The sequence below is a fragment of the Isoptericola sp. Y541 genome (assembly GCF_059445465.1).
The window spans coordinates 566,483-584,903 of record NZ_JCAIUJ010000001.1 but is presented as its reverse complement, the minus strand read 5'-3'; the positions used below and the strand labels follow the sequence as shown (position 1 = coordinate 584,903).

19 protein-coding genes are annotated in these 18,421 nt (G+C 73.7%); 14 read left to right on the top strand and 5 right to left on the bottom strand.

Features of this window, described 5'->3' with window-relative positions:
- Positions 1–49: 49 nt before the first annotated feature.
- A complete protein-coding gene (locus AC1C2V_RS02645) occupies positions 50–856 on the top strand; it encodes a metallophosphoesterase family protein (RefSeq protein WP_495388011.1) in 807 nt (268 codons plus the stop codon).
- On the opposite strand, the gene AC1C2V_RS02640 is transcribed toward AC1C2V_RS02645, so the two are convergent.
- A complete protein-coding gene (locus AC1C2V_RS02640; RefSeq protein ID WP_495388010.1) occupies positions 841–1,698 on the bottom strand; it encodes an aldo/keto reductase in 858 nt (285 codons plus the stop codon). The genes AC1C2V_RS02645 and AC1C2V_RS02640 overlap by 16 nt on opposite strands.
- 73 nt (positions 1,699–1,771) lie before the next feature.
- Here AC1C2V_RS02640 and AC1C2V_RS02635 point away from each other — a divergent pair, with 73 nt between their 5' ends.
- A complete protein-coding gene (locus tag AC1C2V_RS02635; protein ID WP_495388009.1) occupies positions 1,772–2,656 on the top strand; it encodes an aminoglycoside phosphotransferase family protein in 885 nt (294 codons plus the stop codon).
- Positions 2,657–2,675: 19 nt separating this feature from the next.
- Here the strand turns inward: AC1C2V_RS02635 and AC1C2V_RS02630 are convergent, their stop codons facing one another.
- Positions 2,676–3,368 (bottom strand): DedA family protein, encoded by a 693-nt coding sequence (locus AC1C2V_RS02630; RefSeq protein WP_495388008.1) that lies wholly within the window; start codon positions 3,366–3,368, stop codon positions 2,676–2,678.
- A gap of 281 nt (positions 3,369–3,649) precedes the next feature.
- Here AC1C2V_RS02630 and AC1C2V_RS02625 point away from each other — a divergent pair, with 281 nt between their 5' ends.
- The 4 genes from AC1C2V_RS02625 to AC1C2V_RS02610 all read left to right on the top strand — a co-directional run bounded on the left by AC1C2V_RS02625 (position 3,650) and on the right by AC1C2V_RS02610 (position 7,748).
- Positions 3,650–4,660, top strand: coding sequence for a sensor histidine kinase (locus AC1C2V_RS02625; RefSeq protein ID WP_495388007.1), 1,011 nt, complete (start codon positions 3,650–3,652; stop codon positions 4,658–4,660).
- Positions 4,660–5,298: a response regulator transcription factor gene (locus AC1C2V_RS02620; protein ID WP_495388438.1), complete on the top strand. Its 639-nt coding sequence runs from the start codon at positions 4,660–4,662 to the stop codon at positions 5,296–5,298. The genes AC1C2V_RS02625 and AC1C2V_RS02620 overlap by 1 nt, the downstream gene beginning before the upstream one ends.
- A 266-nt stretch (positions 5,299–5,564) precedes the next feature.
- Positions 5,565–5,726, top strand: a complete 162-nt coding sequence (locus AC1C2V_RS02615; protein WP_495388006.1) for a hypothetical protein — start codon at positions 5,565–5,567, stop codon at positions 5,724–5,726.
- 285 nt (positions 5,727–6,011) lie between these two features.
- A complete protein-coding gene (locus tag AC1C2V_RS02610) occupies positions 6,012–7,748 on the top strand; it encodes a tannase/feruloyl esterase family alpha/beta hydrolase (protein WP_495388005.1) in 1,737 nt (578 codons plus the stop codon).
- Positions 7,749–7,787: 39 nt separating this feature from the next.
- Here the strand turns inward: AC1C2V_RS02610 and msrA are convergent, their stop codons facing one another.
- A complete protein-coding gene (gene msrA, locus AC1C2V_RS02605) occupies positions 7,788–8,468 on the bottom strand; it encodes a peptide-methionine (S)-S-oxide reductase MsrA (protein ID WP_495388004.1) in 681 nt (226 codons plus the stop codon).
- Between the two features lie 200 nt (positions 8,469–8,668).
- On the opposite strand from msrA, the gene AC1C2V_RS02600 reads away from it, so the two are divergent.
- A complete protein-coding gene (locus AC1C2V_RS02600) occupies positions 8,669–9,292 on the top strand; it encodes a YdeI/OmpD-associated family protein (RefSeq protein WP_495388003.1) in 624 nt (207 codons plus the stop codon).
- Between the two features lie 85 nt (positions 9,293–9,377).
- Here AC1C2V_RS02600 and AC1C2V_RS02595 read toward each other — a convergent pair whose 3' ends face one another.
- Positions 9,378–11,744, bottom strand: a complete 2,367-nt coding sequence (locus AC1C2V_RS02595; RefSeq protein ID WP_495388002.1) for a M6 family metalloprotease domain-containing protein — start codon at positions 11,742–11,744, stop codon at positions 9,378–9,380.
- Positions 11,745–11,929: 185 nt separating this feature from the next.
- Here AC1C2V_RS02595 and AC1C2V_RS02590 point away from each other — a divergent pair, with 185 nt between their 5' ends.
- Together AC1C2V_RS02590 and ilvA are read left to right on the top strand one after the other, a co-directional pair.
- Positions 11,930–13,138 carry an AI-2E family transporter gene (locus AC1C2V_RS02590; protein WP_495388001.1) on the top strand — a complete coding sequence of 403 codons (1,209 nt, stop codon included), beginning with the start codon at positions 11,930–11,932 and terminating at the stop codon, positions 13,136–13,138.
- Entirely contained in the window at positions 13,139–14,365 is a 1,227-nt protein-coding gene (gene ilvA, locus AC1C2V_RS02585) for a threonine ammonia-lyase (protein WP_495388000.1), read from the top strand. It abuts the gene before it with no gap.
- A 36-nt stretch (positions 14,366–14,401) separates the two neighbouring features.
- On the opposite strand, the gene AC1C2V_RS02580 is transcribed toward ilvA, so the two are convergent.
- Positions 14,402–14,545 carry a hypothetical protein gene (locus AC1C2V_RS02580; protein WP_495387999.1) on the bottom strand — a complete coding sequence of 48 codons (144 nt, stop codon included), beginning with the start codon at positions 14,543–14,545 and terminating at the stop codon, positions 14,402–14,404.
- 27 nt (positions 14,546–14,572) lie between these two features.
- On the opposite strand from AC1C2V_RS02580, the gene melA reads away from it, so the two are divergent.
- The 5 genes from melA (at position 14,573) to AC1C2V_RS02555 (ending at position 18,336) form a co-directional block, all read left to right on the top strand.
- Positions 14,573–16,003: an alpha-galactosidase gene (gene melA, locus AC1C2V_RS02575; RefSeq protein WP_495387998.1), complete on the top strand. Its 1,431-nt coding sequence runs from the start codon at positions 14,573–14,575 to the stop codon at positions 16,001–16,003.
- Between the two features lie 113 nt (positions 16,004–16,116).
- The gene (locus AC1C2V_RS02570) at positions 16,117–16,287 is read left to right on the top strand and encodes a hypothetical protein (protein ID WP_495387997.1); all 171 of its coding nucleotides are present in this window, start codon (positions 16,117–16,119) and stop codon (positions 16,285–16,287) included.
- Positions 16,287–16,652, top strand: coding sequence for a YciI family protein (locus AC1C2V_RS02565; protein ID WP_495387996.1), 366 nt, complete (start codon positions 16,287–16,289; stop codon positions 16,650–16,652). The genes AC1C2V_RS02570 and AC1C2V_RS02565 overlap by 1 nt, the downstream gene beginning before the upstream one ends.
- Positions 16,652–16,996 carry a YciI family protein gene (locus AC1C2V_RS02560; protein ID WP_495387995.1) on the top strand — a complete coding sequence of 115 codons (345 nt, stop codon included), beginning with the start codon at positions 16,652–16,654 and terminating at the stop codon, positions 16,994–16,996. Before AC1C2V_RS02565 ends, AC1C2V_RS02560 begins: the two co-directional genes overlap by 1 nt.
- Positions 16,993–18,336, top strand: coding sequence for an RNA polymerase sigma factor (locus AC1C2V_RS02555; protein WP_495387994.1), 1,344 nt, complete (start codon positions 16,993–16,995; stop codon positions 18,334–18,336). Before AC1C2V_RS02560 ends, AC1C2V_RS02555 begins: the two co-directional genes overlap by 4 nt.
- Positions 18,337–18,421 lie beyond the last annotated feature (85 nt).

The following is an 18,421-nucleotide window of genomic DNA, read 5'->3' as shown; positions in this document are numbered from 1 at the left end:
CATGCGCGAGGACATTCGTCAGGACATTCGTCAGGACATTCGTCAGGACATGCGTCAGGACTCGGACGAGATCGGCACCGTCGCGGTGCTCTCCGACGTGCACGGGGTGCTGCCGGTGCTGGACGCGGTTTTGGCGGAGCCGGACGTGCGCGCGGCGGACGTCGTCGTCGTGACCGGCGACCACGCCGCGGGCCCGCAGCCGGTGGAGGTGCTCGACCGGCTGCGTGGGCTCGGCGACCGAGCCGTGCTGGTGCGGGGCAACGCCGACCGCGAGCTCGTCGCGCACGCCCGCGACGGTTCCGGCGTCGTGCCCGACCCGATCACCCCGTGGGCGGCGGCCCAGCTCCGGCCCGCGGACGTGGAGCTCCTGGCCGGGCTGCCGCACCCCGTCGAGCTGCGGGTGCGGGGGTTCGGGCGCGTGGTGGCGTGCCACGGGACCCCGCGCGACGACGAGGAGGTGGTGCTCGTCGACTCCTCGCTCGAGCGGTGGGCCGACGTGCTGGGCAACCTCGACGACGACGTGACCACCGTGCTGTGCGGGCACACGCACATGCCGTTCGTGCGCCTCGTGGACCGGCGGCTCGTCGTCAACCCGGGCAGCGTCGGGATGCCCTACGGCCGCCCGGGCGGATCGTGGGCGCTGCTGCGCGACGGGCAGGTCGCCCTGCGGCACACGCCGGTCGATGTCGACGCCGCGGTGGCGGCGGTGGTCGCCGGGTCGGCGTACCCCGACGCGGCGGAGTGGGCGGAGTACTTCCTGCGGTCGGCGGCGAGCGACGCGGAGGCGCTGCGCACCTTCGGGCCGCGGGACGGGCGCGCCACCCGTCCCGCGGGCGGGGCTCAGAGCTCCTCGTAGACCGCCGGGTCCTGGTCGGCGGTGCGCCCGTCGGGGCGCCCCAGGCCGGTGAGGCGCGCCATCTCGTCGTCGGTGAGCTCGAACGAGAACAGTTCGAGGTTCTCCGCCTGCCGCTGGGGGCTGGACGCCTTGGGCAGGGGCACGACGCCGAGCTGCACGTGCCAGCGCAGGATCGCCTGGACGGGGGAGACCCCGTGGGCGGCGGCCACCTCCGCGATCACCGGGTCGCCCAGCATCGCGCTGGCGCGGCCGATCGGGCTCCACGCCTCGGTGACGATGCCGCGCTCGGCGTCGGCGGCGCGCTGCTCGGCCTGCGGGAAGTACGGGTGCAGCTCGATCTGGTTGACGACGGGCGTCACGCCGGTGGCCTCGGTGACGGCGTCCAGGTGCTCGGGCAGGAAGTTCGACACCCCGACGTGGCGGATCAGCCCCCGTTCGCGGCAGTCGACGAGCGCCTGGAACGCCTCGACGTACGTGCCGATCCGCGGGTTGGGCCAGTGGATGAGGTACAGGTCGAGGTAGTCGAGCCCGGTGCGGTACACCGACTCCTCGACGGCGGCCACGGCGTCGTCGTAGGCCTGGCGGCGGCCGGGCAGCTTGGACGTCACCAGGAGCTGCTCGCGCGGTACGGACGAGGCCCGGACCGCGCGGCCCACGGTGCCCTCGTTCTCGTAGCTGAACGCGGAGTCGATCAGACGGTAGCCGGTGTCGATCGCTCGTGAGATCGCGTCGGCGCCGGCAGCTCCCTTCAGCTGGTAGGTGCCGAAGCCGACGGCGGGGATCGCGGTGCCGTCCGCGGCGGCGAGGGTCGGGACGTCGGGGGCGGTGCTCTGCTCGCTCATGCTCCTATTCCACACCCGGTCGGCGCACCGGGCCTCGGGTCCTGCATCGCGGCGGGCGGCTACCGTGGCGCACGTGATCACCGTGCCGCCCCCGTTCCGCGCGATGCCGCGATGGTGGCACGACGACGCCGGGCGGGGCTGGCTGGATGCCCTGCCCGCCCGCGCGGCCGCGCGGTGCGCGTCTTGGGGGCTCGCCGTCGACGGGGAGCCCGCGCACGGGTCCAACGCCCTGGTCGTCCCGGTGCGGAGGGGGAACGAGCGCCTCGCGCTGCGCCTCGCCCCGCCCGGCGACGACGTGGCCGAGGAGGCCCGCGCCCTGCGCGTGTGGGCGGGGCGCGGCACCGTGCTGCTGGTCGACGCCGACGAGGCGGACCGCGCGATGCTGCTGGAGCGCCTCGACGCCGGGCGGTCGCTCGCGGACGAGCCGCTCGCTGACGCGATCGACGTGCTCGCCGAGCTCACGCGCACGCTCGCCGTCCCCGCGCCCGACGACGTGCCGTCCACCGCCGGGATCGCGGCGGGCATGGCGGGATCGTTCGCCGCCGACTGGGCACGGCTCGCGGAGCCGGTGCCGTCGGATCAGCTCGACGTGGCGCTCGCCCTGGCCGCCGAGCGCGCCGCGGCGCCGACGTCGGGCCGGGCCGTCGACGGCGACCTGCACCACGACCAGGTGTTGGCCGGCACGCGCGCGCCCTGGCTCGTCGTCGACCCGGTGTTGTGGCGCGGCGACCCGGAGGCCGACCTCGCGCGCGTGCTGTGGACCCGGCTCGACGAGCTGCCCACCGAGGCCGACGTGCTCGCGGCCTTCGACGCCTTCGTCCGCACGGCCGGGGTGCCCCGCGACCGGGCGCGCGCCTGGGTGGTGCTGCGCGCGACGTCGTACCTGCTGTGGGGGCTCGAGCACGGGCTCACCGAGGACCCGGTGCGCTGCCGTCGCCTGCTCGACACGTTCTGCTGAGGCCAGGACGGCCGGCAGGTCAGCGCGAGCGGGCGTGCCGGCGACCGGCCACCGCGCGTCGGGTGATGACGGCGTGCACCACGTACCACCCGAGTGCCACGACGGCCAGGACGATGACGACGGACTGGTACCGGCCCATGAGGGCCTCGACGGCGTGCCACTGCTCGCCCAGCACGTACCCGACCAGCACGAGGGCGGTGTTCCAGATGCCGCTGCCGATGGCCGTCAGCGCCAGGAACCGGCCGAGCCGCATCCGTTCCAGGCCGGCGGGGACGGAGATCAGGCTCCGGACGATCGGGATCAAGCGGCCGAGCAGCACGGCGCGCTCGCCGTGCCGCGCGAACCAGGCCTCCGCCGTGTCGAGGTCTTCGACGCGGACGAGGGGCATGCGTTCGACGAGGCGGCGGAGTCGTTGCCGTCCGATCGCCCCGCCGACGAGGTAGAGGGCGAGCGCACCGATGACGGAGCCGGCGGTGGTCCACAGGATCACGGGCAGCAGACCGAGGGTGCCCTGGCTGGCCGTGAACCCGGCGAGCGGCAGGATCACCTCGCTCGGGATGGGCGGGATGAGGTTCTCGAGGGCGACGGCGAGACCGGCACCCGGTGCGCCGAGCGTCTCCATGAGGCTCACGGCCCAGTCGGTGAGGCGGGTGAGGATCCCGGGGTCGTCTGCGGCGGCGCTCGCCGCCGTCGTGAGGAGTGGTGTGCTCATGCCGTCGACACTAGGAACCGTGGGGTCGGCGCCGCATCGGGGCTTCGCGCATGGAACTCGCGGGACAACCGCAGGTCAGGGGTGCGGTTCACCGCAGTACGGTGCGCGCGCCGCGTGGCTAGGGTCGGCGGGTGGCCATTCCTAGTTCCGCCGCCCGGGCGACGTACGGGGTCGTGCTGGGGGCATGTCTCGCACCTCTCGACGGGGCCGCGCTCGTCGTGGCAGCCGGCGCGTCGGCCGTCGGCGGTGTCCTGCCGAGTGCATGTGCCTGGCGCGACCGGGTGCTCTCATCCGTGGTGCAGGTCCACGTGCGGCGTCTCGAACGATGGCTCGGGCGGCCGGTGGACGTCGCCGTCGCGCCGGACCGTCACGCGCGCTACCTCGCCGTGCGCCTCGTGGTCGGGCTCACAGGCCTCGGCGTCGTGGCGTTGCTCGCCTACGGCGTGCTCGCCGCGGCCCTGATGCTCGCGTCCTGGGGATTCGACGTGCGGGTCCCGGCGCTCTCGAACGACGAGGGCGAGCCCACGACCGGACTCACGATCCTCTCCGCGGCGGTCCCGGGCGTGCTGCTGCTCTACCTGGCCGTGATGGGGCTGATCGGGGCGGCAGCGCTCGAGCGGGCAACCGCCGGCCGGTACCTCGGCTCCGACGACCGTGCTGAGCTGGTCTCCCGCATCGAGTCGCTCGTCGCGTCGCGCGCAGACATCGTCGCGGCGGTCGAGGCGGAGCGCCGCCGGATCGAGCGGGACCTGCACGACGGCGCCCAGCAGCACGTCGTCGCGCTGGGGATGCTCGTCGACCGGAGCCGCCGCGCCGCCGACGACGGGACGCGCGACGCCCTGCTCGCCCAGGCGGCGGACGAGACCGGTCGCCTGCTCACCGCTGTGCGCGACGTCGCGTGGAGTGTGCACCCGGCGGCCCTGGACACCCAGGGCCTGCGCCCGGTCATCGGTCGGCTGGCGGCGCGTGCCACCCCGTCGGCCGGGCTCGACTTCCGGCTCGCGGGCCGGGTGCCGCCCGAGGTCGAGGCCTGCGTGTACTACGTGGTCGCCGAGGCCCTGACGAACGTCTCGAAGCACGCCCGGGCGACGCGCGTCGACGTGGTCGTCGCGCCGGCCGACGGCGCGGTGTCCGTGACGGTCGAGGACGACGGTGTCGGCGGCGCGGGCGTGCACCCCGGCCGTGGCCTCGCCGGGCTCACCGCCCGTGCCGCCGCCCTCGGGGGGTCGCTCGGCGTGCACAGCCCGGCCGGCGGGCCGACGGCCGTGCGAGCGGTGCTGCCGTGCGCGTGATGATCGCCGAGGACTCCGCGCTGCTGCGCGAAGGGCTGCGCGCCCTCCTCGAGGACGAGGGCATCGCGGTGGACGCCGCCGTCGGCGACGCCGACGAGCTGCTCGCGCTGCTGGCGCGCCGGACGCCGCCGGACGTCGTGCTCGTGGACGTGCGCATGCCGCCCACGCACACGGACGAGGGCATCCGGGCGGCCGTCGAGATCCGGCGCCGGTGGCCGTCGGTCGCGGTGCTCGTGCTCTCCCAGTACGTGGAGACCGGGCCGACACGCGAGCTCGTCACGGGGGCCGGGTCCGGCGTCGGCTACCTGCTGAAGGACCGCGTCATGCGGGTCTCCGAGCTGCTCGACGCGCTGCACCGGGTCGCGCGCGGCGACTTCGTCGTCGATCCCGAGGTGGTGCGCCAGCTCTTCGCCGGCACCGGGCGGGCCGACCCCCTTGCTCGCCTCACCGCGCGCGAGCGGGACGTCCTCGGCCTCATGGCGGAGGGCAGGACGAACGCCGGGATCGCGTCCGCCCTGCACCTGTCGCTGTCCGCCGTCGAGAAGCACGGCAACGCCATCTTCACCAAGCTCGGCCTCGACGCCACCGGGGGGTACAGCCGCCGCGTCCTCGCGGTGCTGCACCTCCTGCAGGGCTGAGAGCGGACGGTCCGCACGGGGCGGGGCACCGGCCTCGACCGGAGGCGCCCCGGGTGCGACGATCGGGGAGTGCGGCCCCCGCACGGTGCGGTGCCCGGCGACGCCGTCGCCGTCGTGTGGGCGATGCCGGCGCTGTTCGCCGTCTCGGGCTGGGCGTCGCGGCGCTCGCTGACGCGGCGCACCCCCGCCCGCTACGCCGGCGAGCGGCTGCTGCGGCTCGGCGTGCCGCTGGTCGTGGCCACCGTGCTGTTGCTCCCGTTCCCGGTGTGGGTGCGCGAGCGCACCCGCGAGGCTCCGACCTTTCTTACGCGGAGCTCTACCCGCGGTTCTTCGACGCGCGGCTCGAGCCGGCCGAGGCGCCGTTCGTCGTGCAGGGCGAGCACTTCGAGTCGGGGCACCTGTGGTTCGTGGTGCTGCTGCTCGGGTAGTCGCGGCTCCTGGCGCTGGTCGTCGCGGTGCTGCCGAGGGTGCTGCGCTGGAGTGTCACGCGGTGGGCGTTCGGCAGGCGCCACAAGAATCGTTGATATTCACAACGAAAAATCGTTGAAGATATCAACGATTCCCCCTATCGTATGGCCAATGGGGCGCGACGACGCACCCCGTCCCGCACTCGTTCGGCGAGGTGGACTCTCCGGACGGCGCACGGAGGGGATCGACATGCACACGACGACGTGTCCGTTCGGGCCGAGAGGCACCTCGACGGGAGCTGACCGATGAGGTCGGCAGCGCGACGGCTCACGGCCGTGCTGTCCACCGCCGCGACCGCCGCCCTCCTCGTCGGCGCGGCGATCTCGCCGGCCGCGGCGGGGCAGCACGGCGACCGGCACAGGCCCCCGCACCTGAGCGCCGCAACCCCCGGCACCCTCCTCGAGTGCGAGTCGCTCGAGGGCTTCCGGTACGGGGACACCGTCGTCACCGGGGCCTCGCTGGTGGCGGCAGGCACCCTGAGCAACGGCGGCGAGTCGATCGGCGAGCACTGCCTCGTGACCGGCCGCATGAACGAGCGGGTGAGCGAGGTCGACGGGCAGACGTACGCGATCGGCTTCGAGATGCGCCTGCCGACCGACTGGAGCGGGCGGTACCTCTACCAGGCCAACGGCGGCATCGACGGCAACGTGGCGACGGCGATCGGTGGCGTCGGCGGCGGGGAGAGCGGCCTGCAGCAGGGGATGGCGGTGATCAGCTCGGACGCCGGGCACGGCCCGGGCCAGAATCCGACGTTCGGCCTCGACCCGCAGGCCCGGCTCGACTACGGCTACCAGGCCGTCGGCACCCTGACGCCGATGGCGAAGGCGCTCGTCACCGCCGCCTACGGCCGCGGCCCCGACCGCTCCTACATGACCGGAGGCTCGAACGGCGGCCGGCACACCATGGTCGGCGCGGCGCGCTACGCCGAGGACTACGACGGCTTCCTTGCCGTCGCGCCGGGCTTCAACCTGCCGCAGGCCGCGGTCGCCCAGCTATGGGGCGCCCAGCAGTACGCGACGCTCGCCACCACGACCACCGACCTGTCGACCGCGTTCACGGCCGCCGAGCGCGCCGTCGTCGCCGAGGCGATCCTCGATCGCTGTGACCGTCTCGATGGCCTCGAGGACGGCATGGTGCAGGCGAGCGCGCGGTGCCAGCAGAAGTTCTCGATCGACCGACACGTGCCCACGTGCGCGGAGAGTCGTGACGGCACCTGCCTCACGACCGAGCAGAAGGCCGTGGTGGGCGGCGTCTTCGCGGGTGCGACCACGAGCGACGGGGAGGAGGTCTACAGCTCCTTCCCGTACGACCCGGGGCTCACCCAGCCCGGCTGGGCCGGATGGGAGTTCGATGCGTCGGTGACGCTCGACCCGGGCGCGTTCGGGTTCGTGTTCTCGACGCCGCCGTCCGACCCGAGCATCCTGGCCGACCTGCGGGGGTACGCGCTCGGGCTCGACATCGACGCGGCGGCCGCATCGATCGACGCCACGAGCGGGGCCTACGCCGAGAGCGCGATGTCGTTCATGACGCCGCCGGACCCGGCCGAGCTCGACACCCTGCGCGACCGGGGCGGCAAGCTCATGGTGATCCACGGCGCGGCCGACGCTGTCTTCTCGCCCGACGACACCGCCGACTGGTACCGGGCCCTCGACGCCGGGAACCGCGGACACGCCGAGAGGTTCGCCCGCTACTTCGAGGTGCCCGGCATGGGCCACGTGAGCGGGGGACCGGCGACCGACCGATATGCCGCCTTGGCCGCCCTGGTCGACTGGGTCGAGCGTGGCGACGCCCCCGACTCCCTGGTCGCGACGGTGAACCCGTCGAACCCGGCCCTTCCGGCCGGCTGGTCCGCGGACCGCAGCCGCCCGCTCTGCGTCTACCCGGCCGTCGCGCGCTACCGGTCGGGCGCACCCGAGAGTGCCTCGAGCTTCGTCTGCTCGGACGGGGACGGCAGGGACAGGCGACACCACAAGCACACGTGACGATCGCCCGGGCCGGCTTCGGGCCGGCCCGGGCGGGGATCAGGCGGCGTCGGGGTAGGGGACGCCCGTCGTCGCGTGGCAGCGGTAGCCGTGCGGGTTCTTCGCGTCGGACAGGTACTCCTGGTGGTAGTCCTCCGCGTAGTAGAACGGGCCCGCCTCGGCGGCCGGGCGCAGGTCGGTGGTGATGGGGTCGTAGCCCTTGGCGGCCAGGACCTCGCCGTACCGTTCGGCGGTCTCGCGGATCGCCTGCTCCTGCTCCGGCGTGGTCCAGTAGACGGCGGACCGGTACTGCGTGCCCACGTCGTTGCCCTGGCGGAAGCCCTGCGTCGGGTCGTGCCGCTCCCAGAAGATCTTGAGTAGCTCGGCCTCGGAGACCTTGGTCGGGTCGTACGCCACGAGCGCCGTCTCGGCGTGCCCGGTGCGTGCCGAGCACACCTCCTCGTACGTGGGGTTCGGCGTGGTGCCGCCCATGTAGCCGACGGCGGTGCTCACGACGCCGGGCACCTGCCAGTAGATCTCCTCGGCGCCCCAGAAGCAGCCCATCGCCAGGTAGAGCACTCGCGTGCCCTCCGGCCACGGGCCCGTGATCGACGTGCCGAGCACCGTATGCGGCCGCGGCGCCGGGAGCACCGGCGACTCGCGCCCGGGCAGCGCCTCCTCCGGCGCCACCATCGTGGTCTTGCCGGAGCGGCCGAGCAGCTGGTCGAAGATCGAGTTCATCGTGTTACCTCCTTGACGGGTCCATGGAGCGGCCCCGACAGTCGCAACCGCCCGGCGGCGCGGGATGTTCCGTCGTCGTCGTTGCGCGGGCCCGGGATGGTGACGGCAGGATGGTCGTCGCCGCACGGTGCGGTGACGACCGAGGTCAGGACGGTGGAGTGACGGTCTCGCGTTCCTCGACGCCCGAACAGGAGACGACATTGACGAGTGACAGCGCCGGCACCGGCCTGCCCGAGCAGCTCGTGCTCCCCGACCCGGCGGCGTGGCGGGCGTGGCTCGACGAGCACGAGGACTCGCGCCCGGACGGTGCGTGGCTGGTGCTCGCCAAGAAGGGGCGCCCCGCCCCGACGACGCTCACCTATGCGACGGCGCTCGAGGAGGCGCTGTGCAGCGGCTGGATCGACGCCCAGATGCGCAGCCTGGGCGCAGACTCGACGCTGCAGCGCTTCTGCCCGCGCCGGCCGCGCAGCCGCTGGTCCGTGCGCAACCAGGAGATCGTGGCGCGGCTGACCGGCGAGGGGCGGATGCGCCCCCGCGGACAGGCGGAGATCGACGCCGCCAAGGCGGACGGGCGCTGGGAGGCCGCGTACCACGGGCCCGCGCGGGCCGAGGTGCCGCCCGACTTGGCCGCGGCGCTCGCCGCCAGCCCGCGTGCGGCCGCCACGTTCGACGTCCTCACGTCGCAGAACCGGTACGCCATCCTGCACCGGCTGGGCGCTCTCAAGACCGCCGAGGCGCGCGAGCGCAACGTCGCGAAGTACGCGGCAATGCTGGAGCGCGGGGAGACCCCGTACCCGCAGAAGCGGCGCCCGGACGCTGGTTGAGCCTGTCGAAACCGGGTTTCGACAGGCTCAACCAGCGGCGCCGACAGGCTCAACCGGCGGGTTTCGACAGGCTCAACCGGCGTTGTCAGCGCCGCAGGTCCTGCGCCACCGACACGAGCGCCGCGCTCGCGAGGTTGCGCCGACCCTCCGACGCGACGTCCTCGGCCACCCGCTCGAAGCGGTCGAGCGCCCGGTCCGCCGCCTTCGGCGGGAGCACCGCGGCCAGGGCGAGGTCGGCGAGCAGCCGCGTGCGCTGGCTCCGGGTGAGCAGGTCCTGGTCGGCGTAGTCGCGCACCAGCCGCGCGGCGCTCGCGTGCGTGACCCTCAGGTCGCGCTTCTCGAGCGTCACGGTGGTGGTGGTGACGACGTCGGGGTCGGACTCGCTGGTGGCCGTGAGGGTCACGGTCGCCCGCCGGGACGCGCCGTCGCCCGCCGTCGCGTACGCGCCGACCATCGCCGCGTCGTCGGCCTCGACAGCCGCCACCTCGTAGGGCAGCGCGACGTCCCAGCCCTTGCCGTCCACGGTGGCCGACAGGCGGTACACGTCGGAGCCGTGCAGGCCCGACCCCGCCTCGCCGGTGTTCGACAGGCGCGACGTCAGCAGCGCGGCGTCGCCGCCCACCGGCGCGGTCCGGGCCTTGCCGAGCCGCCCGTCACGCTCCTGGTCGCCGGCGCCCTCGAGGGACCGGGCGGCGACGTCGTACGACAGGACGCCGCCAGCGTCGCGGTGGGTGTCCAGCACGTACAGGTGCAGGCCGTTGGGCTCGTCCACCCACTCCGACGCGCTGCCGGAGCCGGTGCCGGCCTGGAACGTCGCGTCGTCGAGCTGGCGCGGGTCGCCCCGCACCACCGGGGCGGGCTCGCCGTCCGGACCCTCGTAGTCGACCCGCTCGATGTCCTGCGGGTTGGGGTCGACCAGCCACTCGCGCGGGCTTCCCTGGTCGCGGTTCTGCGCCAGGAGCACGCCGTGGCCGGGGACGAAGGAGTCGTTGCCGACCCGGTCCACGACCTCCATCGTGTAGTCCTGCCAGTTGTCGCCGGCCGGGCACCAGAAGTCCGGGTCCTCGGGGACCTGGGCCGTGCACGCCCCGGCGGTCCACCCGCCGTCGACGTCGAGGTCGAGCGCGACCTTGTCGCCCTCGCCCGGCACGTGCTCGCGGGCGCGCAGCGTGGTCACGGCCACGCCGTCCTGCGCGAGCCCGCTGCGCGTGAGCTGCACCGTCTCGTCGTCCGTGAGCACACCGAGGTCCTGCTTGAAGTGCACCATGTGGTGCGGACCGAGGCCCGATCCGCCCGCGTTCGGCACCTGCCAGCGGTTGTGGGTGCCGCCGGGGCCGTTGAACGTGCCGCGGCTCATCATCTCCCAGTACCCGGTGTAGTTGCGGGTGTCGTCGGCGAACGGGTTGTTGTAGTTGTCGGGCAGCCCGCGCAGGTGGCTGAACTCGTGCGCGAACACGCTCAGCCCCGAGCTCTCCGCCTGGGTCGAGATGCCGCCGCCCGCGTTCGGCCAGTGGTTCGCCGCGGCCCGCCACGACGTCCAGTCCACGTACCGGGTGCTGGCCCAGTTCGTCATCGGCTCGCCGAGCTGGTTGAGCACGGGGGTACCGTCCGCGTTCCGCGGCGGCCCGAGCTCGTCGGGCACGTCCTCGGGGCTCGCGTACCGCTGCTGGCCGAACTCCTCCCACGTGGCGGACTCGTCGTGACCGGCCGTGACGAGGAAGGCGTTGTCGAAGTCGCACAGCCCCTCGGCGCAGCCCGTGTCCTCGCGCCACAGCTTCGTGGCGTCCGCGCGCAGGTCCTTGCCGCACTCGTCGCCCATCGGGCAGTACTTCTCGATCGGCCCGTTCATGCGGTCGTCGATGCCGTACTCGTGCAGCTTGCCGGGCAGCTCGTAGGGGCCGAACACCTCGACGTCGACGCCGATCTTCCCGTGGCTGGTCTCCATCCAGTACGAGTGCAGCGTCTGCCCGCCGTTGTACTCGTTCGGCGTCGCGTAGTACGCCTCGTACCAGTCGGCGACCTCGTCCTGCGGGACGGGCGTCCAGTCGGCCTGCGGATTGTCGAACGGGTGCGTGCCGGGCTCCTGGGTGATGAGGAACGGCTGGTCGGAGAACTCGACCAGGATCACCGCCGTGCGGTATTGCGATTCCGAGCCGGTGCTGGTCTCGGCGGACGCCCACTCGTCGGGGCGCACCGGCACGTAGTCGTCCCACGTCATCTCGGCCTGGTCGTTCCACGCCTGCGGGTCCGCCGGGACGACCGGGCCCGCGCCGGGTGGCGCGCCGGTGTCGTCGCCGGTCGCCGCGGCGCCGGGGACGCTCGCGAGCGGCACCACGACCAACGCGGACGCCGCCGCGGCGACGAGCCGCCAGGCGCGGCGTCGGCCGGCGGGTTGGGTGGGACGGGTGGTGCGACGGGTGTTGCAGACGTCTTGCGCTGGGTTCGCTGTCACGTCCGTGCTACCTCCTCGTAGCGACGGGCCCGGCCCGGGCGACCTTGCCCGCCGCGAACCTATCGGTGCGTCGGGGCGACCAACCTGTGGACGCGCCGTGAAGATCCAGGTCGGCGGCTGAGCGCCGCGACCGGCGCGGGCGTGGCTCTCGCGCGGGGGAGCGGCGCGCCGCCTAGGGTTTGCGGGTGAGCTCGGAACGAACTTCCCCCTCCGGCGCGGACGCCGTCCCGCTGAGCATCCGTGTGGCGGCCGCCTGGTCGTGGCGCGTCCTGCTGATCGCCGCCGCCGTGGCCGGCTTCCTGTGGCTGCTCGCGGCCCTGAAGACGATCGTCGTGCCCGTCGCGATCGCGCTGCTGGTCACGATCCTGCTCGCCCCCGTGCGTCGGACGCTCCAGCGCTGGCACCTGGGCCGGGGGCTCGCCACCGCGATCTCGGTGGTGGGCCTGATCGTCGTCATCGGCGCCCTGATCACGCTGGCCGGCAGGTCCATCGTCGCCGGCTTCCAGGACCTCGCCGACCAGGCGGTCGCCGGCTTCAAGCAGTTCACGACCTGGCTCGCCGAGGGTCCGCTGAGCCTCGACTCCGAACAGCTCTCGGGGTACGGGCAGCAGCTGCAGGACTCGATGGTGGACAACTCGGGCCTGGTCTCCGGGGCGCTGGGCGCGGCGACCACGGTGGGGCACGTGCTCGTCGGCGCGCTCATCGCGCTGTTCTGCACGATCTTCTTCCTGCTCGACGGCCGCACCATCTGGACCTGGCTCGTGAACCTGCTGCCCGTCCGGGCGCGCGAATCCGTGCACCAGGCGGGCCGCCGCGGCCTGGTCACCCTGTCGGCGTACGTGCGCACGCAGATTCTCGTGGCGTTCGTCGACGCCGTCGGCATCGGAGTCGGGTCCGCGTTCTTCGTCCCGGCCCTCGCGCTCCCGATCGGCATCCTCGTCTTCATCGGGTCGTTCGTGCCGATCATCGGCGCGATCGTCACCGGCGCGATCGCCACCGCCGTCGTACTGGTGGCGAACGGCTGGTTCGCCGCCCTCATCATGCTTGGCATCGTGCTGCTGGTGCAGCAGGCCGAGAGCCACATCCTGCAGCCGTTTCTCATGGGCCACGCCGTGTCCCTGCACCCGGTGGCCGTGGTGCTCGTGGTGGCGGCCGGCAGCATGGCGGCGGGCATCATCGGTGCCCTGTTCGCGGTGCCGCTCGCGGCGGTGCTCAACACCGTGCTGCTCTACTTCCACGGGCACGACAAGTTCCCCGAGCTCGGCACCGAGGACCACGTGCCGCTGCTGCGCCGCCGGTCCCAGCTCCCCGGTACTCTCCTCTGGTCGGGACGGGGGGCGTCGCAGGTCGCCCCCGACTCCACCGACGAGGGCCCGGCAGGAGAGAACAGGTAAGTGGCAGCACACCCCCCGATCGACCGCGTCACTCTCGACGACGTCCGCGCCGCGGCGCAGGAGCTCGACGGCGTCGTCATCCGCACCCCGGTGCAGGCGTTCCGCGCGATGTCCGAGCTCGCGGGCACTCCCGTCGTGCTCAAGTGCGAGAACCTGCAGCGCGCCGGCTCGTTCAAGATCCGCGGCGCGTACACGCGCCTGAGCCGGATGCCCGATGAGGAAAAGGCCCGCGGCGTGGTCGCGGCCAGCGCCGGCAACCATGCCCAGGGCGTGGCCCTCGCGGCACAGATGCTCGGCATCCACGCCATCGTCTACATGCCGGTCGACGCCTCGGTGCCCAAGCTCGCGGCCACCCGCGGCTACGGCGCCGAGGTACGGCAGGTGGGCGACAGCGTGGACGAGGCGCTCCTCGCCGCGCGCGCCGAGGCCGCGCGGTCCGGCCGCACGCTCATCCACCCGTTCGACCACCTGGACGTCGTGACCGGGCAGGGCACCGTCGCCCTCGAGATCCTCGAGCAGGTGCCCGACGTCGGGACGGTCGTGGTCCCCCTGGGCGGCGGCGGCCTCATCGCGGGCATCGCGACGGTGCTCGCGGAGGCGGCCCCGCACGTGCGCGTCGTCGGCGTTCAGGCCGAGACCGCCGCGGCGTATCCCGCCTCGCTCGCCGCGGGGCAGCCGACGGCGGGCACCCTCGGGCCGACGATGGCGGACGGCATCGCGATCGGCACCCCGGGCGACGTGCCGTTCGAGGTGTTGCAGCGCCTCGGGGTCGAGGTACGCACCGTGTCCGAGGAGGAGATGTCGCGCGCCCTGCTGCTCGTCGCCGAGCGTGGCAAGCAGATCGTGGAGCCGTCCGGCGCCGCCGGGGTCGCGGCCGTGCTGGCGGCCGAGCCCGGCTCGCTGCCCGGCACTATCGTGCCGGTGCTCACCGGCGGCAACGTCGACCCGCTGCTGCTGCTGCGCGTGGTGCAGCACGGCCTCGTGGCCGCCGGCCGCTACCTGCAGCTGCGCCTGTGCATCGACGACAAGCCCGGCTCGCTCGCCGCCCTGCTCGACACCATCGCCGCCGCCGGCGCCAACATCGTGCAGGTGGAGCACACGCGGACCGACACCACGCTGACGGTGTCGCAGGTGCTGGTCAACGTGCAGCTCGAGACCAAGGGGCACGAGCACTGCACCGCGGTGGTGGAGAAGCTGCGGTCCGCGGGCTACGCCGTCGCCGGTTGAGCCTGTCGAAACCCGGTTTCGTCAGGCTCGACCAGCTCAGCCGAGCGAGCGGCGGTAGTCGCCGGGCGCCGTGCCGCAGATCTGCCGGAACGTGTCGCAGAAGCTGCTCTGCGACGTGATGAGCTGGCCGCCCCCACCGACGGTTCCCGGAGACCGGGGCGAGCCAGCCGGAGGATTCACCACCATCCTCGGGTCTAGCGTCCCTGCATGGCTCATTCCCCGAAGATCACCATCATCGGTGCTGGCGGCTACGTCTTCCCGCTCCGCCTCATCGGTGACCTGCTCAGCTTCCCTGCCCTGTGCGACGCCACCTTGTGCCTCATGGACCTCGACGCCGGCCGGCTCGACCGGGTGGCGGGCGCCGCACGCGAGCTCGTGGACCACCACGGGCTGCCCACCGACGTCCAGCAGACCACCGACCGCCGCGAGGCCCTGCGCGACGCCGACTTCGTCATCATCACCTTCCAGGTGGGTGGCCTGGACTCCTACCGGCACGACGTCGAGATCCCGCGCCGCCACGGCGTGGACCAGACCGTGGGCGACACCGTCGGCCCCGGCGGCGTGTTCCGCTTCCTGCGCTCCGTGCGGGCCTACCAGGACATCGCGACCGTCGCCCTCGAGGTCTGCCCGGGCGCCCAGTTCATCAACTACGCCAACCCGATGGCCATGGCCACCGCCTACCTCAACGCGCTCGGCCTGCGTACCGTCGGGCTGTGCCACAGCGTGCAGGGCACCACGCGCATGCTCGCCCGCACCCTCGGCGTCCCGTACGACGAGGTCTCCTACCGGTGCGCGGGCATCAACCACCAGGCGTGGGTGCTCGACTTCCACCGTGGCGCCGAGGACCTCTACCCCCGCCTGCGCGAGGTGATGAAGGAGCGGCACCGGCGCGGCCGCGCGGCGGCCGACCTGCTCACCGACGACGGCGACCATTCCGACGAGGCGCTCGCCGCGAGCACCTACGAGGGGGGCAACGAGCAGGTCCGCACCACGCTGATGAACCACTTCGGGTACTTCGAGACCGAGTCGAGCCACCACGCGTCGGAGTACGTGCCGTACTTCCGCAAGGACGCGGCCACCACGCTGGAGTACCTCCCGGAGCGCTGGGACTATTACGAGATCTGCTCGGCGCACGACGAGCAGGGCGACGTGGACGAGCAGCTCGAGCGCCTCAAGGCCGACCTCAGCCCGTCCGTCGAGTACGGGGCGTCGATCGTCAACGCCGTGGTGACGGGCGTGCCCGCCGTGGTCTACGGCAACGTCCCCAACGCGGGCCGGGTCATCACGAACCTGCCGGACGACGCATGCGTCGAGGTGGCGTGCCTGGTCGACGCGAACGGCGTGCAGCCGACCTCGTTCGGCGACCTCCCGCCCCAGCTCGCGGCGATCAACCGCACCAACATCAACGTCCAGACGCTCGCGGTCCGGGCGGCCCTGACGGGCGACGTCGAGCACGTGCACCATGCCGTCGCGATGGACCCCCTGACGTCGGCGCACTGCACGCTCGAGCAGATCCGGACGATGACCGACGAGCTGCTCGAGGCGCACGCCGCGCTGCTGCCGGCGGTGCTCCGTCCGACCCGGCCCGGCACGCTCGTGGGCGATGCCACGGACCGGGATCCGGCCCAGGCGCACTGAGCGGCCGCGCCGCATCGCGAGCACGGGCATCAATGAGTTGTCGATCGGGCCGGTCCCCGTTCGTCGTCCTCATGACACGGCCGCACGGGCCGTGCAGGACGAGAGGTCACGCGATGAGATTCCTGGACACGATCCTCGGGGCATGCCGCACGCAGCGGCAGGCCGGCACCGCCCGGTACCGTGACGGGCGCAGCGTCGGCGACGGCATCGAGGCCGTCGACGTGGCGTTCTACGGGCCGATGGTGTTCAGCCGGCCCCTCACGACGCGGACCGAGGAGGCCTGATGCGCTATCTCATGCTGGTGCTGAGTACGCCGGACGACCCGGACCTGCGCCCCGGGGACGCCGAGGGGGCACCCGCCATCGAGGGATGGGTCGAGAAGTACTACGGCAGCGGCGCGGCGGTGGTGGGCGACCGTCTGCGCCCCCCGGAGGACGCCGTCGGGGTGCGGGTGCGCGGCGGGAGCGTCGTCGTCACGGACGGCCCGTTCTCGGAGGCCAAGGAGGCGATCGGCGGGTTCGACGTCATCGAGGCGCCGGACCTGGACACGGCGATCACCATGGCCTCCGAGCACCCCATGGCCCACGGTGGCGCCATCGAGCTGCGTCCGGTGTGGCCGCTGAACCTCGACGGATCGGAGGGCGACTGATGCGATACCTGTTCCTGGTGCGGGAGCCCGACGTGCCCGACCGCGGGCCGACCCCGGACATCGAGGACTGGGTGCGCCGCCACGACGCCGACGGCTCGCGGGTGCTGGGGGAGCGGCTGCGTCCCGCGGCGGACGTGCGCCAGGTCCGGGTGCAGGGCGGCTCCGCCCTCGTGACGGACGGCCCGTTCTCGGAGTCGAAGGAGGTCATCGGCGGGTTCGACGTCGTCGAGGCGCCCGACCTGGAGACGGCGCTCGCGATCGCCGCCGAGCACCCCGGCTCCTGGGGCGGCGGGACGATCGCGGTGCACCCGTTCTGGCCCACGGAGACCGACCGGCCCGCATGACGGTACGGGGGGCGCCGAGCGCCGCCGTCGAGGACGCGTTCCGCACCGAGTGGGGACGCGTCCTCGGCGCGGTCGCGCGCGCCACGGGCGACCTCGACCTCGCCGAGGAGTCCGCGCAGGAGGCGTTCGCCACCGCCTTGCGCACCTGGGTGCGCGACGGCGTGCCGGAGCGTCCGGGTGCCTGGCTGACGACGGCGGCGCGCAGGCACGCGATCGACGTGCTGCGTCGACGTCGGACCGAGGGTGAGAAGACCTCCGCTGCGGCCCGGCTGGCCGAACGGGTGGACCCAGGCTCCCGTGCCGTGGACCCCACCGCGGACCCGGTCCCCGACGAGGTCGCCACCGGTCTTGACGACGACCGGTGGGAGCTCGACGACCCCGACGGCGACCTCCTGCGGCTCGTCTACACGTGCTGCCACCCAGCGATCCCGCTCGAGGGGCGGGTCGCCCTCACGCTGCGCTCGCTCACCGGCATGACGACGCCCCAGGTGGCGCGGGCGTTCCTCGTCCCGGAGGCGACGATGGCGCAGCGCCTGGTCCGCGCCAAGGCGCGCATCCGTGCCACGGGGATCGCGTTCCGGGTGCCGCCGCCGGCGCTGCTGCCGGAGCGCACCGCGGCGGTGCTGGCGGTGCTCTACGTGCTCTTCACCGAGGGGTACGACGCGTACGCCGAACCGGTGGACGAGGTGGCCGGCGCCGCCGAGCGGCGCGCCCTGGCCGACGACGCGGTCCGGCTCGCCCGGCTGGTGGTCCGGCTGCTGCCCCACGAGCCGGAGGCGGGCGGGCTGCTCGCCCTCGTGCTGCTGCAGCACGCCCGCCGGGACGCCCGCAGCGGCGCCGACGGTGCGTCCTCGACGCTGGCGGAGCAGGACCGCCGCCGGTGGCGGACGGACGAGATCGACGAGGGCCTGCGCCTGCTCGACGAGGTGCTGGCGGTGCGCCGTCCGGGGCCATACCAGGTACAGGCGGCGGTCGCCGCGCTGCACGCGCGAGCGGCGGCCGCCGGGGACACCGACTGGGGCGAGGTCCTGGGCCTGTACGACGTGCTCGTCACGATGACGCCCTCGCCCGTCGTCGCGCTCAACCGTGCTGTCGCTCTGGCCGAGGTGGCGGGCGCGGCGGCGGGGCTCGAGGCGGTCGACGCCCTGGCGGACGCCCCCGCCCTGGCGCGCTACCACCTGCTCCCGGCGGTGCGGGCAGACCTGCTGGCCCGGCTCGGGCGCGACGCGGAGGCGGCGGACGCACTGCGGCGGGCACTCTCCCTGGTCGACAGGGAGGGCGACCGCCGGCTGCTGCGCTCGCGCCTGGCCGCCCTCGGCGGCGCCCCGCCGGCCCGCTGACGGCCGGAAATGGCTGTGGGCGTGATTTCGGGGGGAACCCCAAACAGGATTTCCCCCGAAACCACCCCCCCAACAACCGCGGGGG